Here is a 19,856-nt window from a genome sequence, read left to right as displayed (position 1 = left end):
GGGCGGCGGATGAGGGGGAGCCCTGCGCGGGTTTGTGTGCGCTTGGCGTACGCCCCTGGCCCGTCATCACTGGTGAGAGCGCCGTCGCGCTATGACCGGGCCATCGGGAGGACGGGCTGCAGGCTCTCCCAACGGGCGATCTCACAGCCGTTCGTCCGGGTGAAGCGGGCGTCGACCTCGCGGCCGTGCCAGGTGCCGGTGACGCGGGCGGTGGCCGGGCCGCCGTGCTGCTGGGTGCACATCCGGTCCTGGGGGACGGGGGCGAACGGGTCCTGGTCCTCCTCGGACAGCGCCGCCAGCCGCGCGCAGGCCCGGTCGGCGCGCGGGTGGGTGCCGCTGCCCCGGTCGCCGTCGCACTCCAGCCTGAACGTTCCGTCGGCGGCCGGGTTGCCGGTCTGCTCCACGGTGACCGTCAGCGCGTCGGGGCTGTCGGCGGCGAGCAGCGGGGGCAGTTGCGGCAGCGGCACGGCCACGGCGAGGGGCGCGCCGAGGCCGAGGGCGACGACGGAGGCGGCGGAGGTCAGGACGATACGGCGCAGCATGGGTGCTCCAGGGCTCGGGAATCATGCGGGGCGCCGGCGGGGCCCGGCTCCCCACCTCTCTAACGCTGCACCGGCCGCCGCGTTGCGCAACCGTAAGCCTTTGCCCTGCGCCCCCGGCGCCTAGTACCGTGGACGGCGATTGGTGGCGCGGCCCCCGGCTGTGTCATCATCTGCACGCACCACACGCGCGAGCGCGGGTGCACTGGAGGCGTCGCCTAGTCCGGTCTATGGCGCCGCACTGCTAATGCGGTTTGGGTCTTAAAGCCCATCGAGGGTTCAAATCCCTCCGCCTCCGCCCCACGGAAGCCCCGGCCCCACGGCCGGGGCTTCCGCCGTTCCCGGGCCGTCCGACAGGGGTGTGGTGGGTGATTTGCCCAGGTCAGGGGTGGTTTGGCTAATGGATTTCGCGTCACGGCGCAGGTCATGTAATGTTGTTCTCGCAACGCCGGCCGGGCCGAAAAGCCCGGGAGGAAAGCCAGAGAGTAAGATCCCTGGCAGGCACTCGTAGCTTAACGGATAGAGCATCTGACTACGGATCAGAAGGTTGCAGGTTCGAATCCTGCCGAGTGCACATGAATGAGAGGCCCCGGAGAGATCCGGGGCCTCTTGCGTTGCCGGGGCGTACAGCAGCGAAGTACAGCGACCGGGTTCAGCCGTTCGGGTTGCCCACATCGCGTCGGAGAGCCGGCCGATCGCCGTCCGGACCTCTCCGCCGCTCGCCGCGGCGGACGGCGGGGGCGTGTGGGACAGTGGCGCGCATGGTGGTGCCTGCTGGGAACCGGTGTTCCGTGCCGGGTGTCCTGCCCGTTCCGGGGAGGGGCGGCGCTTTGGTGCGCGGGGAGCCGGCCGCGCTCACCGCCCCGTGAACGGCGGGTGGCGGAGCCGGGGCGTCCGGTGGGACGGGCACCGGCCCGTGTGGGCCTGGGAGGGCGGGCGGACCAGCCCCCTCGCGTACGGGCGCGCACTGGCCTTCCGGATCGTCGGCGAACGCCTGTGCCCCGGTGCGCGCGGCAACCCCTGCCCGGACCGTGCCGTCGTCGGCGCCCGCGGCACCGGAGGGCTGTGCCCGCGGTGCGTGCGCCTCGACCGGGCCCACTCCGTCGCCGCCGACACCGCGCCCGACGACCCGAGGGTCTTCCGCGTGTACCTCGCCTGGTTCGGCGGCGCCCTGGCCAAGGTGGGCATCACCGCCGAGGAGCGGGGCGACGCGCGGTTGCTCGAACAGGGTGCCGTCGCGTTCACCTGGCTCGGGCGCGGGCCGCTGATGGCAGCCCGCCGGACCGAGGAGGTGCTGGGCGCCGCGTTCGGGGTGCCCGACCGGATCCCGTACGCCGCCAAGCGCCTCGCGCGCGTGGAGCTGCCGGGCGCCGCGGAGCGGGCGGGGAAGGTCGAGCGGCTGTACCGGGCCGCCCGCGCCGTACCGGGGTGGGAGGACACGCTGGAGGCCCTGCCGTTCGAGGGGGTGCGCGACCACGCCGGAGTCTTCGGGCTCGACCGGGTGGCACGGGTCGACGGCGTCGTCGGCGGCCTCGTGGCGGGCGGGGAACTGGCCGGCACCCTGCTGGCGGTCGCCGGTCCCGACCTGCACCTTGAGCTGGGCGACGGGCGGCAGGTCGTGCTCGACGGCCGGCTCGTCGCCGGGTGGGAGGTCGTCCGGGGCGGGGGCCGGGTCACCCTGCCCGTCGACGTCGTGCAGCGGGGACTCTTCTGACGCGACGGATCCGCGGTACGGGGCGGGGCCGAGGCCGTTCGTGACCGAAGCCGAAGCCGAAGCCGAAGCCGAAGCCGAAGCCGAAGCCGAAGCCGAAGCCGAAGCCGGACGCGTCCGGGGGCTACGGGTGCCCCCGCCGACCGGGGGCGCGGGAACGGCAGGAGCGCGGGAACGGCAGGGGCCCGGGGACGACCGGTCGTCGAGTGGTCCAGGGCAATGGCGCAGCGCTGTCCGGAGGTTTCTCAGGGAATTCACAGGAACGCGTAAGCGGCCTCTCAGCGGCCGGGCGCAGCGTGGCAGCATGACCGTCTCCCCTCCCCAGTCCCGCGCCCGCTCCGAGATGCGCCGGCCCGACGGCAGCCCGGTCCGTGTCCTCGTCGTCGACGACGAGTCGTCCCTCTCCGAGCTGCTGTCCCTCGCCCTCCGCTACGAGGGCTGGGAGGTCCGCAGCGCGGAGAACGGCATCGACGCCGTGCGTGCCGCGCGCGACTTCCGGCCCGACGCCGTCGTCCTCGACGTGATGCTGCCCGATATGGACGGGCTGAGCGTGCTCCAGCGGATGCGCCGCGACCAGAACGACGTGCCCGTCCTGTTCCTCACGGCGAAGGACTCCGTCGAGGACCGCATCGCCGGGCTCACCGCGGGCGGCGACGACTACGTCACCAAGCCGTTCAGCCTGGAGGAGGTCGTCGCGCGGCTGCGCGGACTGATCCGCCGCTCCGGCGCCGGGCTCGTCCGCAGCGGGTCGCTGCTGGTCGTCGGGGACCTCACCCTCGACGAGGACAGCCACGAGGTCACCCGTGGCGGGCAGGGCATCCACCTGACGGCGACCGAGTTCGAGCTGCTGCGGTTCCTCATGCGCAATCCGCGCCGCGTCCTCAGCAAGGCCCAGATCCTCGACCGTGTCTGGTCGTACGACTTCGGCGGCCAGGCCAACGTCGTCGAGCTCTACATCTCGTACCTCCGCCGCAAGATCGACGCCGGCCGCTCCCCGATGATCCACACGCGGCGCGGCGCCGGATACCTGATCAAGCCGGGCGAATGACGGCGGCGAGGAGGCGGCCCTGGTCGCTGCGGACCCGGCTCGTCGTCTCCGCCGTGGCGCTGATCGCCGTCGTCGCGGCCGTGATCGGCGCCGTCACCACCATCGCCCTGCGCTCGTACCTCGTCGAGCAGAAGGACGGGCAGCTCCGTGAGGCCGTCCACCGCGGCACCATGGACCGCGCGGGCGGCCTGCGGTTCGTCGGCGCCCCCGGCAACGAGCTGGGGACGGTCGGCGGGAGGGCGGAGACGCCCGGCGGGCCGCTGGGCGTGGCGGGCCGGCTCGACAGTCCTCGCCCCGGCGACGTCCCCGGGGCGCTCACCGGCGCCCAGCTCGCCGCCCTGTCCGCCGCGCCCCGCGACGGCGCCGTCCACACGGTCACCCTGCCCGGCCTCGGCGACCACCGGGTGCTCTCCTCCCCGGACGCGCGGCTCGTCCTGGCCTTCCCGCTCGGTGACGTGCGGGACACGGTCGGCACGCTGGTCCTCGTCGAGGTGTGCGTCACCGCCGCCGGACTCGTCGCCGCCGCCATCGCGGGCGGCACCCTCGTCGGGGTCGCCCTGCGGCCCCTGCGCCGGGTCGCCGCGACGGCCCGGCGCGTCAGCGAACTCCCCCTGCACCGCGGCGAGGTCGCCCTCCACGAACGCGTCCCCGACACGGAGGCCGACCCGCGCACCGAGGTGGGCCAGGTGGGCGCCGCCCTGAACCGGATGCTCGACCACGTCCACTCGGCGCTCCACGCCCGTCAGGTGAGCGAGACCCGCGTCCGCCAGTTCGTCGCCGACGCCAGCCACGAGCTGCGCACCCCGCTCGCGTCGATCCGCGGGTACGCCGAGCTGACCCGGCGCGGCCACGAGGAGGCCGGGCCCGCCACGCGGCACGCCCTCACCCGGATCGAGGCCGAGGCCACCCGCATGACCGGGCTCGTCGAGGACCTCCTGCTGCTCGCGCGCCTCGACGCCGGCCGCCCCCTCTCGTACGAGCCGACCGACCTGTCCCCGCTGGTCGTCGACGCCGTCAGCGACGCCCGTGCCGCCGGGCCCGGCCATGTGTGGCGGCTCGACCTGCCGCCCGACCCGGTCACCGTGCACGGCGATCCGGCACGACTCCAGCAGGTCCTCGTCAACCTCCTCGGCAACGCCCGCGCCCACACGCCCGCCGGGACGACCGTGACCGCGCGGGTGCGCCGCGACGGGCACGGGGTGCTGCTGGAGGTCTGTGACGACGGGCCGGGGGTGCCGGGGGAGCTGCTGCCGTACGTCTTCCAGCGGTTCGCACGCGGTGACACCTCCAGGTCCCGGCAGTCGGGGTCCACGGGGCTGGGGTTGGCCATCGTGCAGGCGGTCGTCACCGCGCACGGCGGGCACGTGGACGTGTCGAGCGTGCCCGGGCGGACCGTGTTCGCCGTCCGCCTCCCGGACTCACAGGTGGGCCACAGGCTCGTCACACAGCTCTGACAGCGCCGGCCGGAACGGTCGGAGCATGCCAACCGACCTGCCTGCCAAGGACCTCGTGGGTGCCCTGCCGGCCCGGGAGCACCTGCCCGTGGGCGCTGCCGACCGGCCCGTCCTCGACGTCGTGATCCCCGTCTACAACGAGGAGAAGGACCTTGAACCGTGCGTGCGGCGGTTGCACGAGCACCTCGCCCGCACCTTCCCGTACGGCTTCCGCATCACCGTCGCCGACAACGCCAGCACCGACCTCACCCCGGCCGTCGCCGCGCACCTCGCGCGGACCGTTCCCGAGGTGCGGTCGGTGCGCCTGGAGCAGAAGGGGCGGGGACGGGCGCTGCGCACCGTGTGGTCGCACTCCGACGCCCCCGTCCTCGCCTACATGGACGTCGACCTGTCGACGGACCTGAACGCGTTGCTGCCGCTCGTCGCGCCGCTCATCTCCGGCCACTCGGACCTGGCGATCGGCTCGCGGTTGGCCGACGGCTCCCGTGTCGTACGGGGACCGAAGCGGGAGTTCATCTCCCGTACGTACAACCTGATCCTGCGCGGGTCGCTCGCCGCCCGGTTCAGCGACGCCCAGTGCGGCTTCAAGGCGATACGGCGCGAGGTCGCCGAGCGGCTGCTGCCGATGGTCGAGGACACCGGCTGGTTCTTCGACACCGAGATGCTGGTCCTCGCGGAACGGGCGGGGCTGCGCATCCACGAAGTGCCGGTCGACTGGGTCGACGACCCCGACTCGACGGTCGACATCGTCAGGACCGCGACGGACGACCTGAAGGGCGTGTGGCGGGTCGGCCGGGCCCTCGCCCGGGGCACCCTGCCCCTCGACCGGCTCTCCCGGCCGTTCGGCGACGACCCGCGCGACCGGCTCATCAGCGGTGTCCCGGGCGGACTGGCCCGGCAACTCGTCGGATTCTGCACGGTCGGTGTGCTGTCGACGCTGTTCTACCTGGCGCTGTACGCGCTGTTCCGGCTCGGTGTCGGCCCGCAGGCCGCCAACGCGACGGCGCTGCTCGTGTCCGCCGTCGCCAACACGGCCGCCAACCGGCGCCTCACCTTCGGCGTGCGGGGCCGTGACCGGGCCGTGCGCCACCAGGCGCAGGGCCTGGTGGTCTTCGGGATCGGGCTGGTGCTCACCAGCGGGTCGCTCGCCGCACTCGAAGCCGCGACCGGCAACCCCTCGCAGGCCACCGAGATGGCCGTGCTCATCGCCGCCAACCTCGCCGCGACGGTCCTGCGGTTCCTGCTCTTCCGCGCCTGGGTCTTCCCCGAGCGGCGCGACCACTCGTACGGACAGGGAGACCCCCGATGACCACGCCCCTCTCCGCCGCCTCGGGCGACGTTTCACGTGAAACCGGTGACGCCCCGGCGGTTTCACGTGAAACCGACCGGCCCGCGGCCTCCTTCACCGCGCGGCTCTGGCGGGGCCGGGCCGAGGACGCGCCTTACGTGCGTCCCGCCTTCCTCGCCCTGCTGGCCGCCACCGGGCTCCTCTACCTCTGGAACCTGGACGCGTCCGGCTTCGCCAACTCCTTCTACTCCGCCGCCGTGCAGGCGGGCGGGGAGAGCTGGAAGGCGTTCTTCTTCGGCTCCTCCGACGCGGGGAACTCCATCACCGTCGACAAGCCCCCGGCCGCACTGTGGCCGATGGCGCTGTCCGTACGCCTTTTCGGGCTCGGATCGTGGCAGATCCTCGTGCCCGAGGTGCTGATGGGCGTCGGGACGGTCGCCGTCGTGTACGCGGCGGTGCGCCGCCGGTTCACCGCGGCGGCCGGACTCCTCGCGGGTGCGGTGCTGGCGCTGACGCCGGTCGCGGCGCTGATGTTCCGCTTCAACAACCCGGACGCACTGCTGGCCCTGCTCATGGCCGTGGCCGTGTACTTCGTGCTGCGCGCGCTGGAGGACGCCCGGACCACGTGGTTGCTGTGGGCCGGTGTCGCGATCGGGTTCGCGTTCCTGACCAAGACGCTCCAGGCGTTCCTGATCCTGCCGGCGCTGGCCGCCGTGTACGCGGTGTGCGCGCCGACCGGCGTGGCCCGGCGGTTCGGGCAACTGGCTCTGGCGGGGCTCGCGGTGGTCGTGTCCGGCGGCTGGTGGGTGGCGGTCGTCGAGCTGTGGCCCGCGTCCTCGCGGCCGTACATCGGCGGTTCGCAGAACAACAGCTTCCTGGAGCTGACCTTCGGCTACAACGGGCTGGGCCGGATCAACGGCGACGAGGTCGGCAGCGTGGGCGGCGGCCCGGCCGGTGGCGGTGGCCGCTGGGGCGAGACGGGTGTCGGGCGGATGTTCGGGGACGCTGTGGGCGGTCAGGTCTCCTGGCTGCTGCCCGCCGCGCTGTTCCTGCTGGTCGCCGGGCTCGTGGTCACCTGGCGGGCGCCGCGCACCGACACGGCGCGGTCCGCGTTCCTGGTGTGGGGCGGCTCGCTGCTGATGACCCTGGTGGTCTTCAGCTTCATGGCCGGGATCTTCCACGAGTACTACACGGTGGCCCTGGCCCCGTACATCGCGGCCCTCGTCGGCATGGGCGCGACGGTGCTGTGGGAGGAGCGCGGCCGGTTCGCGGCCTCGGCCGCGCTGGCGGTGACGGCGGCCGGGACGGCGGTGTGGGCGTACGTCCTGCTGGGCCGGACGCCGGACTACCTGCCGTGGTTGCGGTGGGCGGTACTCGTGGGCGGCCTGCTCGCGGCGGCCGGGCTGCTGGCGGGCGCGCGGCTGGGGCGGGGACCCGCCCTGGGCATGGCGGCGCTGGGCCTGGCGGCCGCGCTGGCGGCACCGGCGGCGTACTCGCTGTCGACGCTGGCCACGGGACACTCCGGCTCCATCGTCACGGCCGGCCCGTCGACGCGGGGCGGCGGTCCGGGCGGCTTCCCGGGGGGCGGCCGGCCGGGCGGGGACGACGGGCGGTTCCGCGCCGGCGGTACGCAGCCGCCGGGGCAGGACGGTCAGGCGGGGCGGAACGGCCAGGGCGGCATGCCGCCCGGTACCGGCCAAGGCGGCCAGGGTGGCATGCCGGGCGCGGGCGCGGGCGGCGGTGCGGCGACGCCGGTCCCGCCCGGCATGAACGGTACGAACGGTACGAACGGTGCGAACAGCGGCGGCAACACCGCCGTCGGTCCCGGGGAGCGCGCCCCCGGGGGAGGCATGGGCGGCCTGCTCAACGGCGCCACCGTCAGCGCCGGGGCGAAGGCGAAGCTCACGGAGAACGCCGACGCGTACACCTGGGCCGCAGCCGCCGTCGGCTCCCAGAACGCCGCGAGCTACCAGCTCGCCACGGAGAAGCCGGTCATGCCGATCGGCGGCTTCAACGGCACCGACCCGTCCCCGACCCTCGCGCAGTTCAAGCGGTACGTCGAGGAGGGGAGGATCCACTACTTCATCGCGGGCGGCGGCATGCGCGGCGGCGGCGGAGAAGGGGGCGGCCCCGGCGGTTCGGGCGGAAGCGGCGGCTCGGAGATCACCTCCTGGGTCACCTCCACCTTCCGGCAGGTGACGATCGACGGCGTCACGCTCTACGACCTGACCCGGCGGGCCTGAGACGTCCTGACCCGGCGGGCCTGGGGCGCCCCGGACGGAGGGCCTGAGACGCCCTGACCCGGCGGGGGCCTGGGATGCCCGGGCCGGAGAGTCTGAGACGCACCGGAACGGTGGGCCGTCCCGCCCGGACGGGTCCGTGCCCCGGCGGCCCCCGACCCGGTGCGCCGGAAAATATCGCTATACGGCGTAAGAGAAAGCCTTGTACGGTGTAAGGGAACCTCTTCCCTTACACCGTACAAGGAGGGTCCGTTGACGGCGACGACCGCCGAGAACCCGAACCCCGCCGCCGCGTCCGGCGGCGGCCACCCGCAGCGCTGGTTGATCCTCGGCGTCATCTGCCTCGCCCAGCTGACCGTGCTGCTCGACAACACCGTCCTGAACGTGGCCATCCCGTCCCTCACCCGGGAGCTGGCCGCATCGACCGCCGACATCCAGTGGATGATCAACGCGTACGCGCTCGTCCAGTCCGGCCTCCTCCTCACCGCCGGCAACGCCGCCGACCGTTACGGCCGCAAGCGCATGCTGCTCACCGGTCTGGCGCTGTTCGGCATCGGCTCGCTCGCCGCCGGACTCGCGCAGAGCTCCGCCCAGTTGATCGCGGCCCGTGCGGGCATGGGCGTCGGCGGCGCGCTGCTGATGACCACGACCCTCGCGGTCGTCGTCCAGATCTTCGACGAGACCGAGCGCGTCAAGGCCATCGCCATCTGGTCGACCGTCAGTTCGCTCGGTTTCGCCGCGGGCCCCCTGCTCGGCGGCTTCATGCTCGACCACTTCTGGTGGGGCGCGATCTTCCTGGTCAACCTGCCGGTCGCCGCGCTCGGCCTGGCCGCGGTCGCCGTCCTCGTACCGGAGTCCCGGCACAAGCAGGGCGACCGTCCGGACCTGCTCGGCGCGGTGCTGTCCACGATCGGCATGACCGCCCTCGTGTACGCGATCATCAACGGCCCCGACCACGGCTGGCTCTCCGGCCAGGTGCTCGGGTCGGCGTCGGTCGGCCTCCTCGCGATGGGCGCCTTCGCGCTCTGGGAGCTGCGCACCCCGCATCCGATGCTGGACCTGCACTTCTTCCGCGACCAGCGGTTCGTGGGCGCCGTCGCGGGCGCGATCCTCGTGGCGTTCGGCATGACCGGATCGCTGTTCCTGCTCACCCAGCACCTGCAGTTCGTCCTCGGGTACGACCCGCTGGACGCCGGTCTGCGGACGGCGCCCCTCGCGCTGACCGTCGTCGTGCTGAACCTGAGCGGCGTCGGCGCCCGCCTGCTGCCGAAGCTGGGCACGCCCGGCACGATCGCCCTCGGCATGGCCCTCGTCTCGGGCGGCCTCGCGTCGATCGCGCTCCTCGGCTCCCACGGCTACGGCGGGATGCTGCTCGGCCTGGTCGTCATGGGCGTGGGCGTCTCCCTGTCGATGCCGGCCATGGCCAACGCCATCATGAGCGCGATCCCACCGGAGAAGGCGGGTGTCGGCGCCGGCGTCAACGGCACGCTCGCCGAGTTCGGCAACGGCCTGGGCGTGGCGGTGCTGGGCGCCGTGCTGAACGCCCGGTTCACGGCGCTCGCCTCGGTGACCGCCGCGTCGCTGCCCGCGGCGCTGGCGGCGGCCGACGGACCGGTGGAGCGCGCCCGGATCGCGGACGCCTTCGCGGCGGGTCTGGAGACCAGCCAGCTCGTCGGCGCGGTAGCGGTCCTGGCGGGCGGTCTGCTCGCGGCGCTGCTGCTGCGCCGTGCGGAGCGGGGCGGGAAGGCCCCGGCATAGCATCGGCGGCACGGAACGAGGAGGAAGCCCATGGCGGCGGCAGCCGACCGCGACACGAAGCGTCCGGCGCGCATGAGCGTCTGGCTGGACGGCAAGGCGGCGGCGCCGCGCGGCCGCAGGGCGGGCGGCGACCAGCCGTCCGGCCTGGACCGCGAGCGCATCACGTCGGCGACGGTGCGGCTGCTGGACGCGGAGGGCCTGGCGAAGTTCTCCATGCGCCGGCTGGCGGCCGAGCTGAACGTCACCGCCATGTCGCTGTACTGGTACGTCGACTCCAAGGACGACCTGCTGGAGCTGGCGAGCGACGCGGTGGTCGGCGAGATCGTCCTCCCGGACCTGGACGCGGGCGCGAGCTCGGGTACGGGCGGGGACGTAGGTACGGGCTCGGGTACGGGTACGGGCGGGGACGCGGGTACGGGCTCGGGTACGGGCGCCGACTGGCGGGACCAGCTACGGGACCTCGCCCAGGGCTACCGTGCCCTGCTGGTCCGCCATCCGTGGCTGTCACCGCTGGTGGGCCGCTTCCTCAACATCGGCCCGAACTGGTCGGCGCTGGCCCTGTGCGTCCAGCGGTTGATCCGCAGGACGGGCCTGCCGCCCGAGCGCCAGGCGGGCGGCATCGCGGCGGTCTTCCAGTTCGTGTACGGCTTCGGCACGATCGAGGGCCACTTCCGCAAGCGCTGCGCGGAGGCGGGCCTGACCCAGGACGAGTACTTCGCCCACGCCATGGACGCCGTCAACCGCCGGCCGGAGCTGGCCCCCGTCAGGGAATCCGGGCGGGAGATCGAGGAGGCGCGCGGCGGCGGGACGGTCGACGACATGCGCGACCGCGACTTCGTGTTCGCCCTGGACCTGCTGATCGCGGGCATCGAGGCCCAGACGGGCCGCTAGACACGGCCCTTCGTCGGCCACCCGCCGGCTCCCGCCGGCCCCCGCCGGGACCGGTCGAGCACGGTCGAGTCCCGCCGGGACCGGTCGGGGGCCGGGCCGGGAACGAGGTGAGGCCCCGGTGGCCGGGCGCGGGGCGTCCCCTGCCCTCCTCGCCTGCCACCGGGGCCTACTGGACCGGGCGCGCGGCTCTCCGCTCAAGGGCGGCGCGCCCGGGGTATCAGTGGGTCGCGTTCTTCAGGGCGACCTCGCGGATGAGCAGCGTCACCAGGAAGGCGACCAGGGCGAACGGCGCCGAGTAGAGGAAGATGTCGGCCACCGCGTGCCCGTACGCGCTCTCCATCACCTGGCGGACCGGCGCCGGCAGGGCGTCCAGGTCCGGGATGCCGCCGCCGCCCGTGCCGCCGTGGCCGAGGGCGGCGCCCTTCGGACCGAGGGCGGCGAGGCCCTCCTTCACGTACTCCGTGACCTTGTTGCCCATCACGGCGCCCAGCGCGGAGACGCCCACGGCGCCGCCCAGGGAGCGGAAGAACGTGACGACCGACGACGCGGCGCCCAGGTCCTTCGGGGCGACCTGGTTCTGGGTGCACAGGACCAGGTTCTGCATCATCATGCCGAGGCCCAGTCCCAGCACGGCCATGAACAGCGCCACGTGCCAGTACTCCGTGTCGTACCGGATCGTGCCGAGCAGGCCGAGGCCCGCCGTCACCAGGACGCCGCCGCTGACCAGCCACGCCTTCCAGCGGCCCGTCTTGGTGATGATCTGGCCGGAGACCGTCGACGAGACGAACAGGCCCGCGATCATCGGGATGGTCATGACGCCGGACATCGTCGGCGACTTGTCCCGCGCCAGCTGGAAGTACTGGCTGAAGAACACCGTCCCGGCGAACATCGCCACCCCCACGAACAGCGACGCCAGCGACGCCAGCGCGATCGTGCGGTTGCGGAACAGGCGCAGTGGGATGATCGGTTCCGCGGCGCGGGACTCGACGGCGAGGAACAGCGCGCCGAGCAGCACCGAGCCGCCCACCATCACGGCGGTCTGCCAGGACATCCAGTCGTACTTGTCACCCGCGAAGGTGACCCAGACGAGGAGGAGCGACACGGCGGCGCTGATCAGGGCGGCGCCCGACCAGTCGACCTTCACCTCGCGCCGGACGACCGGCAGGCGCAGTGTCTTCTGCAGGACGAGCAGGGCCAGGACGGCGAACGGCACGCCGACGTAGAAGCACCAGCGCCAGCCGAGCCAGTCGGTGTCCGTGATCACGCCGCCGAGCAGCGGGCCGCCGACCGTCGCGACGGCGAAGACGGCGCCGAGGTAGCCGGAGTAGCGGCCCCGCTCGCGCGGGGAGATCATCGCGGCCATCACGATCTGCGCGAGGGCGGAGAGGCCGCCCACGCCTATGCCCTGGACGACCCGGCAGGCGATCAGCATGCCGGAGCTCTGGGACAGGCCCGCCACGACCGAGCCGACGACGTAGATGACGAGGGAGAGCTGGACCAGCAGCTTCTTCGAGAACAGGTCCGCGAGCTTGCCCCACAGCGGTGTCGTGGCGGTCATGGCGAGCAGTGACGCCGTCACCACCCAGGTGTAGGCGCTCTGGCCGCCGCCGAGGTCGGTGATGATCTCGGGGAGGGCGTTGGAGACGATCGTCGACGACAGGATGGCGACGAACATGCCGAGCATCAGCCCGGACAGCGCCTCCATGATCTGTCGGTGCGTCATCGGCGTACCGGCGGCCTCGCCGGCGTCGCCGACCCGCACTCCGGACGGTGTGGTCGTGGCCATGTACTTCCTTACGCGTGCGTCGTCTGCTTCGTCTTCGTCTGTGTCGTGAGGGGCGTCCTCGTCTGGTGCGTCCGGCCGTCCCCGAAGGACGACCGGAGGCGGGCCAGCAGGGTGACGAGCTGCCCGACCTCGTCGTCGTCCCAGTCCCGCAGGCGGTCCGCGAACAGGTCCGCGGTGCGCCGCCCGAGGTCGCCCAGGACGTCCCGGCCCGCGGGGGTGAGGCGCAGGATGCGGGAGCGCCGGTCGCCCGGATCGGGTGACCGCTCGACCCAGCCGTGCTCCACGACGTGGGCGACGTGCCGGCTGGTCACCGACATGTCGATGGCGAGGAGCTCGGCGAGCCGGCTCAGCCGCATGTCCCCGTACCGGTCCAGGAGGGCCAGCACGGCGGCCGCACCGCCCGGGCACTCGGCGGGGAGCAGCCGTGCGATGCCGCGCTTGACGACTCCGACCGCGCTGATCTGGCGGGCCAGCTCTTCGTACTGACTGCGTGCTGCCACCCTGGGCACCTCCGCATCTTGTTGCTTAGGGCAACCATATGTCTGGATGGTTGCTACAGGCAAACTAAATCGGATGTATGCGGCCAAAGAGCTGGCAAAGAAAGGTCAAGACCTTCCCCAGAGGCTCCCGGGGGCTCCCGGAGGGCCCGAGAAGGCTCCCGAAGTGGGGCGGGAGGGCGCGATTCGCTAGGGTCCTGCTCCATGGCACACAACCCGCACGCCCCCCAGGGCCCCGAGGGCAGCTCCTACGACCCCGCGGGCTCGACCCAGATGTTCCGCGCCTTCGTCGACGAGGGCGCTCCGCAGCGGCAGCAGCAGGCCGTGACCCAGTCGGCCGGCCCCCGCGTCGGCCTGATCGTCGGCATCGTCGCGGCGGTCGTGGTCGTCGCGGTGGTCGCCTGGCTCGCGCTGGGCTGACCCCGGAGCACCGGCGCCGGTGCGGTCCCGCACGCCGGCGCGCGCGTAGGCATACGCGTACGCGTACGCCTGCGTACGTCCGCGCGCGTACGTGTACGACGGCAGGGGGTACGGGGGCTCCGCTCCCGTACCCCCGCACGTCCGCCGTCGGTCCGGCCCGAGGGGACCTGACCGACGGACCGGCGGACCTCAGTCGGAGATGAGGCCCGCGCGCAGTTGTGCCAGCGTGCGCGTCAGCAGGCGCGAGACGTGCATCTGCGAGATGCCGACCTCGTCGCCGATCTGCGACTGCGTCATGTTGGCGAAGAACCTCAGCATGATGATCTGCCGCTCCCGCGCGGGCAGTTTGGCCAGCAGCGGCTTGAGCGACTCCCGGTACTCGACGCCTTCGAGCGCGCTGTCCTCGTACCCGAGGCGGTCCGCGAGGGAGCCCTCCCCGCCGTCCTCCTCCGGCGACGGCGAGTCGAGCGACGACGCGGTGTACGCGTTCCCGACGGCGAGGCCGTCGACGACGTCCTCCTCCGACACGCCCAGGACCGCGGCCAGTTCGGGAACGGTCGGGGAGCGGTCGAGCTTCTGCGCCAGCTCGTCGCCGGCCTTGGTGAGCGCCAGCCGCAGCTCCTGGAGGCGGCGCGGCACCCGCACCGACCACGAGGTGTCGCGGAAGAAACGCTTGATCTCCCCGACGACCGTCGGCATGGCGAACGTCGGGAACTCCACGCCCCGTTCGCAGTCGAACCGGTCGATCGCCTTGATCAGGCCGATCGTGCCGACCTGGACGATGTCCTCCATCGGCTCGTTGCGGGAGCGGAAGCGGGCGGCGGCGTACCGCACGAGCGGCAGGTTGAGCTCGATGAGCGTGTCGCGTACGTACGTCCGCTCCGGACTGTCCGCCGCCGCTCCCGCCGTGTCCAGCGCGCGGAGGCGGAGGAACAGGGAGCGGGAGAGCGTGCGCGTGTCGATGGCTTCCGAGGGGTCGGGAAGCGTGGCCGGCTCACTCTGCGTCAGCGTGAGCACCTTCGAGCTGCCCTGTTCTGCGGACATGCCACCCCCTTGAGGTCGCGGACGGTCGCGGGAGCCGCGACCATCGGAGGAACGCAGCCTCCACGTGAATACCGGCGCCGAGACTGCGGCAAACGCGGTTCCAGCAGAATGTCACATGTCGGCAACACGCTGTAGTGACTTGTCGACATGGCAACGGTGAATATGTGCGAGAAACAAATGATCTGCGGCTTTTGGAACGGCTGATTGAGGACTAAACGGTTTACCCGTTCCAGCTACGCTTCGATTCTGTTTGCGGATCTCAGCCGGGCGAAGCTGCGTGCGAGGAGCCGTGACACGTGCATCTGGGAGACCCCGAGCTCCTGGCTGATCTGGGACTGCGTCAGGTTCCGGTAGTAGCGGAGCATCAGGATCCGCTGCTCGCGCTCGGGCAGCTGGACGAGCAGGTGCCGTACGAGGTCGCGGTGTTCGACGCCGGCGAGCGCCGGGTCCTCGTAGCCGAGCCGGTCGAGCAGGCCGGGCAGTCCGTCGCCCTCCTGGGCCGCTTCGAGCGACGTGGCGTGGTACGAGCGGCCGGCCTCGATACAGGACAGGACCTCCTCCTCGGAGATCTTCAGCCGTTCGGCGATCTCCGCGGTCGTGGGCGACCGGCCGTGCAGGGTGGTCAGGTCCTCGGTGGCGCCGTTGACCTGCACCCACAGCTCGTGCAGCCGGCGCGGGACGTGGACCGTGCGGACGTTGTCGCGGAAGTACCGCTTGATCTCCCCGACGACCGTGGGCATCGCGAAGGTCGGGAACTGCACGCCGCGGTCGGGGTCGAACCGGTCGATGGCGTTGATCAACCCGATCGTGCCGACCTGGACGACGTCCTCCATCGGCTCGTTGCGGGAGCGGAAGCGGGCGGCGGCGTACCGCACGAGCGGCAGGTTCGCCTCGATGAGGGCGGCGCGGACGCGCGCGTGCTCGGGGGTGCCGCGCTCCAGCTTCTTCAACTCGTCGAAGAGGACCTGGGTGAGCGCGCGGGTGTCGGCGGTCCTGCGGACGCGGGCGTCCTGCTCGGACGCGGGCCCGGGGGCGGACCCGGGCTCGGCGGAGGGCGCGGACTCGAAGCTGGACCCGGGCTCGCCGGAGGGCGCGGACGCGGTCTCGGGGGCGGGCTCGACGGTGGGCTCGACGGACCTGGCGGGGTCGTTCTGCTGCTCGTTCTGGGGTGGCACCTGGTGAGGCGTGGTACTGGCCGGCACGTTCACGCCACCCCTTCACGGCTAGCGGTCAACTTCGGGCAAGTCCTCCGTCAAAAGCGGTCATAGCATCACAAGACATGTCCACCGTGTGCAAGCACCCCATAACGCCGTGTTGGAGGTCCGCAGACGGCCGTAACAGGGGAGCCCCGCACCACAGGGGTGCGGGGCTCCTGCCGGAAGTCTGCCGAGGGGGCCTCAGAACTCGTAGTCCGCGACCACCCATGTGGCGAACTCGCGCCACTGCCCGGCGGCCGCCTGGTGGGCCGGGTGTTCCACGTACCGCTTGAGGGCGTTCAGGTCCTCGACGGCGGAGTTGATGGCGAAGTCGTACGCGATCGGGCGGTCGCTGATGTTCCAGGCGCACTCCCAGAACTTCAGCTCCGGGATGACGTCGCCCAGTTCCCGGAAGGCCCGTACGCCCGCCTCGACGCGCGGCTCGTCACGCGATACACCCTCGTTGAGCTTGAAGAGGACCAGGTGGCGGATCACTCGGGACTCCTAGTTGATGAGGGCGGTCATGAACTCGCCGACCGCTTGAGCGGCGCTGGAAATGCCTTCGAAGCCTATCTGGACGAGGTCGGCGGCCCGCTCGGGGGACTGGATGATCGTGTAGAGCACGAAGACGGTGAGGGCGTACAGCGTGATCTTCTTCGCCTGCGCCATCGTCGCTGACTCCCCGTCTCTCCCCTGTGATCCCCTCGGCGGTCGGGTGAGTCTAACCGAGCGACCGGGGGGTCAAGGCCGGGAAGATCCTGGCTCCTTGCCACTCCGGGGCCGCGGGCGTGGGGCGGGTGGTCCCCTCCCGGGTGGTGGCCGCGGTCGCGAGGCGGCGGGCGGCGGGCGGTGGACGGCGGGTCGTGGGGCACGTGGCGTACGACCCGACCTGTCCGCTCCGGGGCGATCTCGACGGCGGCACCATGAGGGCCGCCTCGGCTTCGAGGCCCGCCCCTCCGCGTTCCGTCCCGCCGGCGACCGCGGGCGAGGGGCCGGATGCCGGCGTCGCCCCGGGGCGGTAGCCGAACTCGGCCGGCCTGCTCGACTCGCTCGAACCGCTCATGCGAAACACCCCCCTGACCTGCGTCTCCGCATATCAGGGGGGTGTCGCTGGCGGTAGCGGAGGGATTTGAACCCTCGGTGACTTGCGCCACACTCGCTTTCGAGGTCTGTTCGTGCTGGTCAGAGCACAGTCTGAGATCGTCCAGCCTTGTTCATTCCCGTACACCCGGCCGGAGCGTGAACCGCTGTGAACGGCTCCGACCGGGGATGAATGAGACGGAAACTGAGACGGAGCAAGAGGGGCATCCCGCATGCTGACCAGCCGCTATCACCACTGACAGAAGGCGACGGCGGCATCGTCGCCGGATTTGTAGCGCGGCCACCGGCGCCCTGTCGGGTCGGTGGCTTCGACCTTCCGGACGGTGGCAATCAGCTCTTGCGGACCACCGGTGCGGAGCATCGTGAAGACTTCCGCCCAGGTGGCCATCCCGTATTCCGTGACGAGACGCGACGCCCCGTCGGACAGGACGGCCGCGGCGCGCACCTCCTCGGCCGGGGTGCTGCCGGTCAAGGCGTGAGCTGCCGCTTCCGGGCTCGCACCGGCGACCCAGTAGCCGACAGGGGTATTACGGGTCTGGCGCTGTGCGGCCACGAACCGTCGCAGCGCTTCCCGGTGCTCTGCCGTATGGGTCTCGTACTGCTCGACTTCAGCGCGCAGGTCGGGAAGGACTTCCTCCACCCGCAGGTCGGTGAGCACGGTGAAGCCTTCGCCCCCTTCGAGGACAATGGGGGAGTCTGCCAGTACCAGGTGATCGAAGGCGCCTTCTCGCTGTCGGAGGATCGCGACCGTGGCCGAAGGAGTCCCGGGGTTGGCAAGGTCGCATTCGGGGTGTAGGGCTGCCACCCGTTCGAGGGCATCCGCCAGACCGACCGTGAGCGAGGCGTCCGGGTCCGCGAGTGCGGCCACGAGCTGGCTGCCCAGTTGTGCCACGTACCAGGGCACGCCATGACGGCATCCGGTGTCCAGCCCTGCGGTGCTCAGCCCGTCCAGCACGACGGCGAGGGCCGGGGTACCGGCCACCCAGTCTTCATTGGGGGCGGCTCCACCGGGTTGGGTCTCAATGGCGACGCGCATGCTCTCAGCCTTCGTGTCGGTACAGAGGGGTGACGCGTCGACTCTCCAGCACTTCGAGCGTCTCGGGGTCGTAGCGGCAGGAAATCAGGGTTGAGAAGCGGCGCGTGCGGACCTCCCTGTAGACCTCTGCCACGTTGTTCTCCAAGAAGTGGACGACTCCGTTGGCCCCGATGGCGTGGATGCCGGCGATGTAGAGGAACGTTCCCTTGCCGTCCAAGCGGGGGAGTCGTCCCAGGTAGCCGATGTCACCAGCCGATCCGTCCTCATCCTGAGGGGACCGGTACTCCTTACCTGCCACCTGGTCCACCAGGTGCCACGCCCGGTCCTTCGCAAACCGCAGGTTGTCATCGCCTTCGAGTACCTGCGCCACGATGGGGGACAGGCGGGGGCCGCATACCACGATGTGGTTGTCCCGGTTGAGGTTGACGATTCCGGTCGGCGGGATCACTTCGTACTGAGTGTCCAGCTTCATGCCGCCCAGCAGCTTCCGCAGGTGCTCGAAGTTGTCGAGGTCCTCCCGGGTGACCACCTCGCTGGGCTTCTGGTCGAGTGCCTTCCCTGCTTCGTACTTGCCGCCGAGAGACACCGTGACCAGGTCCGTGCCGAAGAATGCGCGCTCCGGCGGCGGGCCGGATGACGCGAGCTGTCCCACGCGGCCCCGGCTGACCCCGAGTCGCTTCGCGATTTCGGCCTGGGTCATGCCGGACCCCTGAGCCTCCTCAATGGCTTCCCGGCGGATGCGGGACAACTCGTTCACGTGGCTCTGGTACCGCGCCATCAGGTCGATTGCGGCTTTGGCACGGTCAACGGGATCCGTGATCCCACAGACCTTCTGCATGTCCTCTTGCACGTCTCTCCCAGCGTCGCCTAGGGGGGCTATCAACTCTACCGGGAGAGGGGGTTGCGCGCAGCCGCGAGTTTGCCTACCGTACCTATCAAGCAAGGCGGCAACCCCCCCTAGGCAAGAAGGGGATGCGTTGTCGCGGCTGTTTGAGCTGCACAAACAGCGCCCAGAGGGCCCCCGCGAGACGGGATCAGCTCGAAGGAAGCGCCAGTCACGGTTGAGAACTGAACAGTGGACACAGGCATCTGCGACAAGCCGTAGGCCCTGCCGTGCGAGCAGCACGCACCTTCTCCCATGCCGCCCTTGCGGGGCGGACAAGCGATCCATGCGCGCGGTGAGACAAGGGCAAAGATCGCGGGCCCCTCTGGGGCCGTAGAACACTTCGCCACCCCGCAGCAGTGCTGCGGGCCGGTTGCCTCCTCCGTCCGTCCGGCCCCCCTTCGCGGGGTGTCCCGTACGAGCAGCGCTGAGGGGAGCCGGAACCGACTCCAACGGCAAGCGGCTCCCGGGGTGCCACCCGGGAGCCGCAACGGGCCGTTCCTGTTGGAAGGGAGCACGACCCAATGAAGTCCATCGAAACACCGCTCGCGGCTGTTACAGCCGTGCCGTTCGACGGTGAGCCCTCGGCGGCGGACCTGGACGCGATCGAGCGGGAGCTCCCGCTGATCCTGGCGGAGGTCGACCTGCTCGACGCGCAGATCATGGTGTTGGACCGGCCGGTCACGGAGCTGGACGCCCGCCGGATCCGCCGGGCCCGCCACCGCGTCCTGACCGCCCGCCGCGACGCGGCCAACCGCGCCACCACGGCGCTGGCGGGGGGTGCGGCATGAAGCCCAGCGCGCGCCTGACCAACAGCTTCGCCGGTGAGTGGGAGCTGTACGTGGTCACCGGTGGCACCAGCCTCAACTGGCCCGAGCACCCCTTTAAGCGGACCGGTCCGGTGCCCACCTTGGACGAGCGGGCCGAGGCCCTGGCGCTGCTCGGCTACACCCCCGTGGAGGGG

Annotated in this window: 19 protein-coding genes and 2 tRNA genes; 12 read left to right on the top strand and 9 right to left on the bottom strand. The window is 71.8% G+C overall.

What is annotated here, in order from left to right:
- Positions 1-89: 89 nt before the first annotated feature.
- Positions 90-542 carry an SSI family serine proteinase inhibitor gene (locus RND61_RS07000; protein ID WP_315876907.1) on the bottom strand — a complete coding sequence of 151 codons (453 nt, stop codon included), beginning with the start codon at positions 540-542 and terminating at the stop codon, positions 90-92.
- A gap of 204 nt (positions 543-746) precedes the next feature.
- Between RND61_RS07000 and RND61_RS06995 the strand changes: the two genes are divergently transcribed.
- From RND61_RS06995 to RND61_RS06955, 9 genes are all read left to right on the top strand, one after another.
- Positions 747-837, top strand: a tRNA-Ser gene (locus tag RND61_RS06995).
- Between the two features lie 203 nt (positions 838-1,040).
- Positions 1,041-1,113 (top strand) — tRNA-Arg (locus tag RND61_RS06990).
- A gap of 342 nt (positions 1,114-1,455) precedes the next feature.
- Complete coding sequence (locus tag RND61_RS06985) at positions 1,456-2,253, top strand: DUF2797 domain-containing protein (protein ID WP_315876906.1); 798 nt, start codon at positions 1,456-1,458, stop codon at positions 2,251-2,253.
- Between the two features lie 301 nt (positions 2,254-2,554).
- Positions 2,555-3,298: a response regulator transcription factor gene (locus tag RND61_RS06980; protein ID WP_315876905.1), complete on the top strand. Its 744-nt coding sequence runs from the start codon at positions 2,555-2,557 to the stop codon at positions 3,296-3,298.
- Positions 3,295-4,752 (top strand): sensor histidine kinase, encoded by a 1,458-nt coding sequence (locus RND61_RS06975; protein WP_315876904.1) that lies wholly within the window; start codon positions 3,295-3,297, stop codon positions 4,750-4,752. Before RND61_RS06980 ends, RND61_RS06975 begins: the two co-directional genes overlap by 4 nt.
- Positions 4,753-4,777: 25 nt before the next feature.
- Complete coding sequence (locus RND61_RS06970) at positions 4,778-6,061, top strand: bifunctional glycosyltransferase family 2/GtrA family protein (protein ID WP_315876903.1); 1,284 nt, start codon at positions 4,778-4,780, stop codon at positions 6,059-6,061.
- A complete protein-coding gene (locus RND61_RS06965) occupies positions 6,058-8,283 on the top strand; it encodes a glycosyltransferase family 39 protein (RefSeq protein WP_315876902.1) in 2,226 nt (741 codons plus the stop codon). Before RND61_RS06970 ends, RND61_RS06965 begins: the two co-directional genes overlap by 4 nt.
- 249 nt (positions 8,284-8,532) lie before the next feature.
- Complete coding sequence (locus RND61_RS06960) at positions 8,533-10,038, top strand: MFS transporter (RefSeq protein WP_315876901.1); 1,506 nt, start codon at positions 8,533-8,535, stop codon at positions 10,036-10,038.
- A 30-nt stretch (positions 10,039-10,068) separates the two neighbouring features.
- On the top strand, positions 10,069-10,929 hold the full coding sequence (locus RND61_RS06955; protein ID WP_315876900.1) for a TetR/AcrR family transcriptional regulator: 861 nt from the start codon (positions 10,069-10,071) through the stop codon (positions 10,927-10,929).
- A 217-nt stretch (positions 10,930-11,146) separates the two neighbouring features.
- On the opposite strand, the gene RND61_RS06950 is transcribed toward RND61_RS06955, so the two are convergent.
- Both RND61_RS06950 and RND61_RS06945 read right to left on the bottom strand, forming a co-directional pair.
- Positions 11,147-12,715, bottom strand: a complete 1,569-nt coding sequence (locus RND61_RS06950; RefSeq protein WP_315876898.1) for an MDR family MFS transporter — start codon at positions 12,713-12,715, stop codon at positions 11,147-11,149.
- Between the two features lie 8 nt (positions 12,716-12,723).
- Positions 12,724-13,215, bottom strand: a complete 492-nt coding sequence (locus tag RND61_RS06945) for a MarR family winged helix-turn-helix transcriptional regulator (RefSeq protein ID WP_315876897.1) — start codon at positions 13,213-13,215, stop codon at positions 12,724-12,726.
- Positions 13,216-13,416: 201 nt separating this feature from the next.
- Here RND61_RS06945 and RND61_RS06940 point away from each other — a divergent pair, with 201 nt between their 5' ends.
- On the top strand, positions 13,417-13,632 hold the full coding sequence (locus RND61_RS06940; protein WP_315876896.1) for a hypothetical protein: 216 nt from the start codon (positions 13,417-13,419) through the stop codon (positions 13,630-13,632).
- Positions 13,633-13,821: 189 nt separating this feature from the next.
- On the opposite strand, the gene RND61_RS06935 is transcribed toward RND61_RS06940, so the two are convergent.
- The 6 genes from RND61_RS06935 to RND61_RS06910 form a co-directional block, all read right to left on the bottom strand.
- A complete protein-coding gene (locus RND61_RS06935) occupies positions 13,822-14,676 on the bottom strand; it encodes an RNA polymerase sigma factor SigF (RefSeq protein WP_315876895.1) in 855 nt (284 codons plus the stop codon).
- Between the two features lie 233 nt (positions 14,677-14,909).
- On the bottom strand, positions 14,910-15,851 hold the full coding sequence (locus tag RND61_RS06930) for an RNA polymerase sigma factor SigF (RefSeq protein ID WP_315876894.1): 942 nt from the start codon (positions 15,849-15,851) through the stop codon (positions 14,910-14,912).
- A 222-nt stretch (positions 15,852-16,073) separates the two neighbouring features.
- Positions 16,074-16,367, bottom strand: a complete 294-nt coding sequence (locus RND61_RS06925) for a Dabb family protein (protein WP_315876893.1) — start codon at positions 16,365-16,367, stop codon at positions 16,074-16,076.
- A gap of 9 nt (positions 16,368-16,376) precedes the next feature.
- Positions 16,377-16,541 carry a hypothetical protein gene (locus tag RND61_RS06920; protein WP_189534700.1) on the bottom strand — a complete coding sequence of 55 codons (165 nt, stop codon included), beginning with the start codon at positions 16,539-16,541 and terminating at the stop codon, positions 16,377-16,379.
- Between the two features lie 661 nt (positions 16,542-17,202).
- A complete protein-coding gene (locus RND61_RS06915; protein WP_315876892.1) occupies positions 17,203-18,009 on the bottom strand; it encodes a protein phosphatase 2C domain-containing protein in 807 nt (268 codons plus the stop codon).
- Between the two features lie 4 nt (positions 18,010-18,013).
- Positions 18,014-18,859 carry a sigma factor-like helix-turn-helix DNA-binding protein gene (locus RND61_RS06910; RefSeq protein ID WP_315876891.1) on the bottom strand — a complete coding sequence of 282 codons (846 nt, stop codon included), beginning with the start codon at positions 18,857-18,859 and terminating at the stop codon, positions 18,014-18,016.
- Positions 18,860-19,416: 557 nt separating this feature from the next.
- On the opposite strand from RND61_RS06910, the gene RND61_RS06905 reads away from it, so the two are divergent.
- Together RND61_RS06905 and RND61_RS32625 are read left to right on the top strand one after the other, a co-directional pair.
- Positions 19,417-19,683: a DUF6284 family protein gene (locus RND61_RS06905; RefSeq protein ID WP_315876890.1), complete on the top strand. Its 267-nt coding sequence runs from the start codon at positions 19,417-19,419 to the stop codon at positions 19,681-19,683.
- The coding region (locus RND61_RS32625; RefSeq protein ID WP_391653050.1) for a DUF6303 family protein at positions 19,680-19,856 on the top strand (177 nt) is incomplete at its 3' end. The genes RND61_RS06905 and RND61_RS32625, both read left to right, overlap by 4 nt.

It is taken from the genome of Streptomyces tamarix (assembly GCF_032423885.1).
Lineage (GTDB): Bacteria > Actinomycetota > Actinomycetes > Streptomycetales > Streptomycetaceae > Streptomyces > Streptomyces tamarix.
This window is presented reverse-complemented; position numbering and strand designations above follow the sequence as displayed.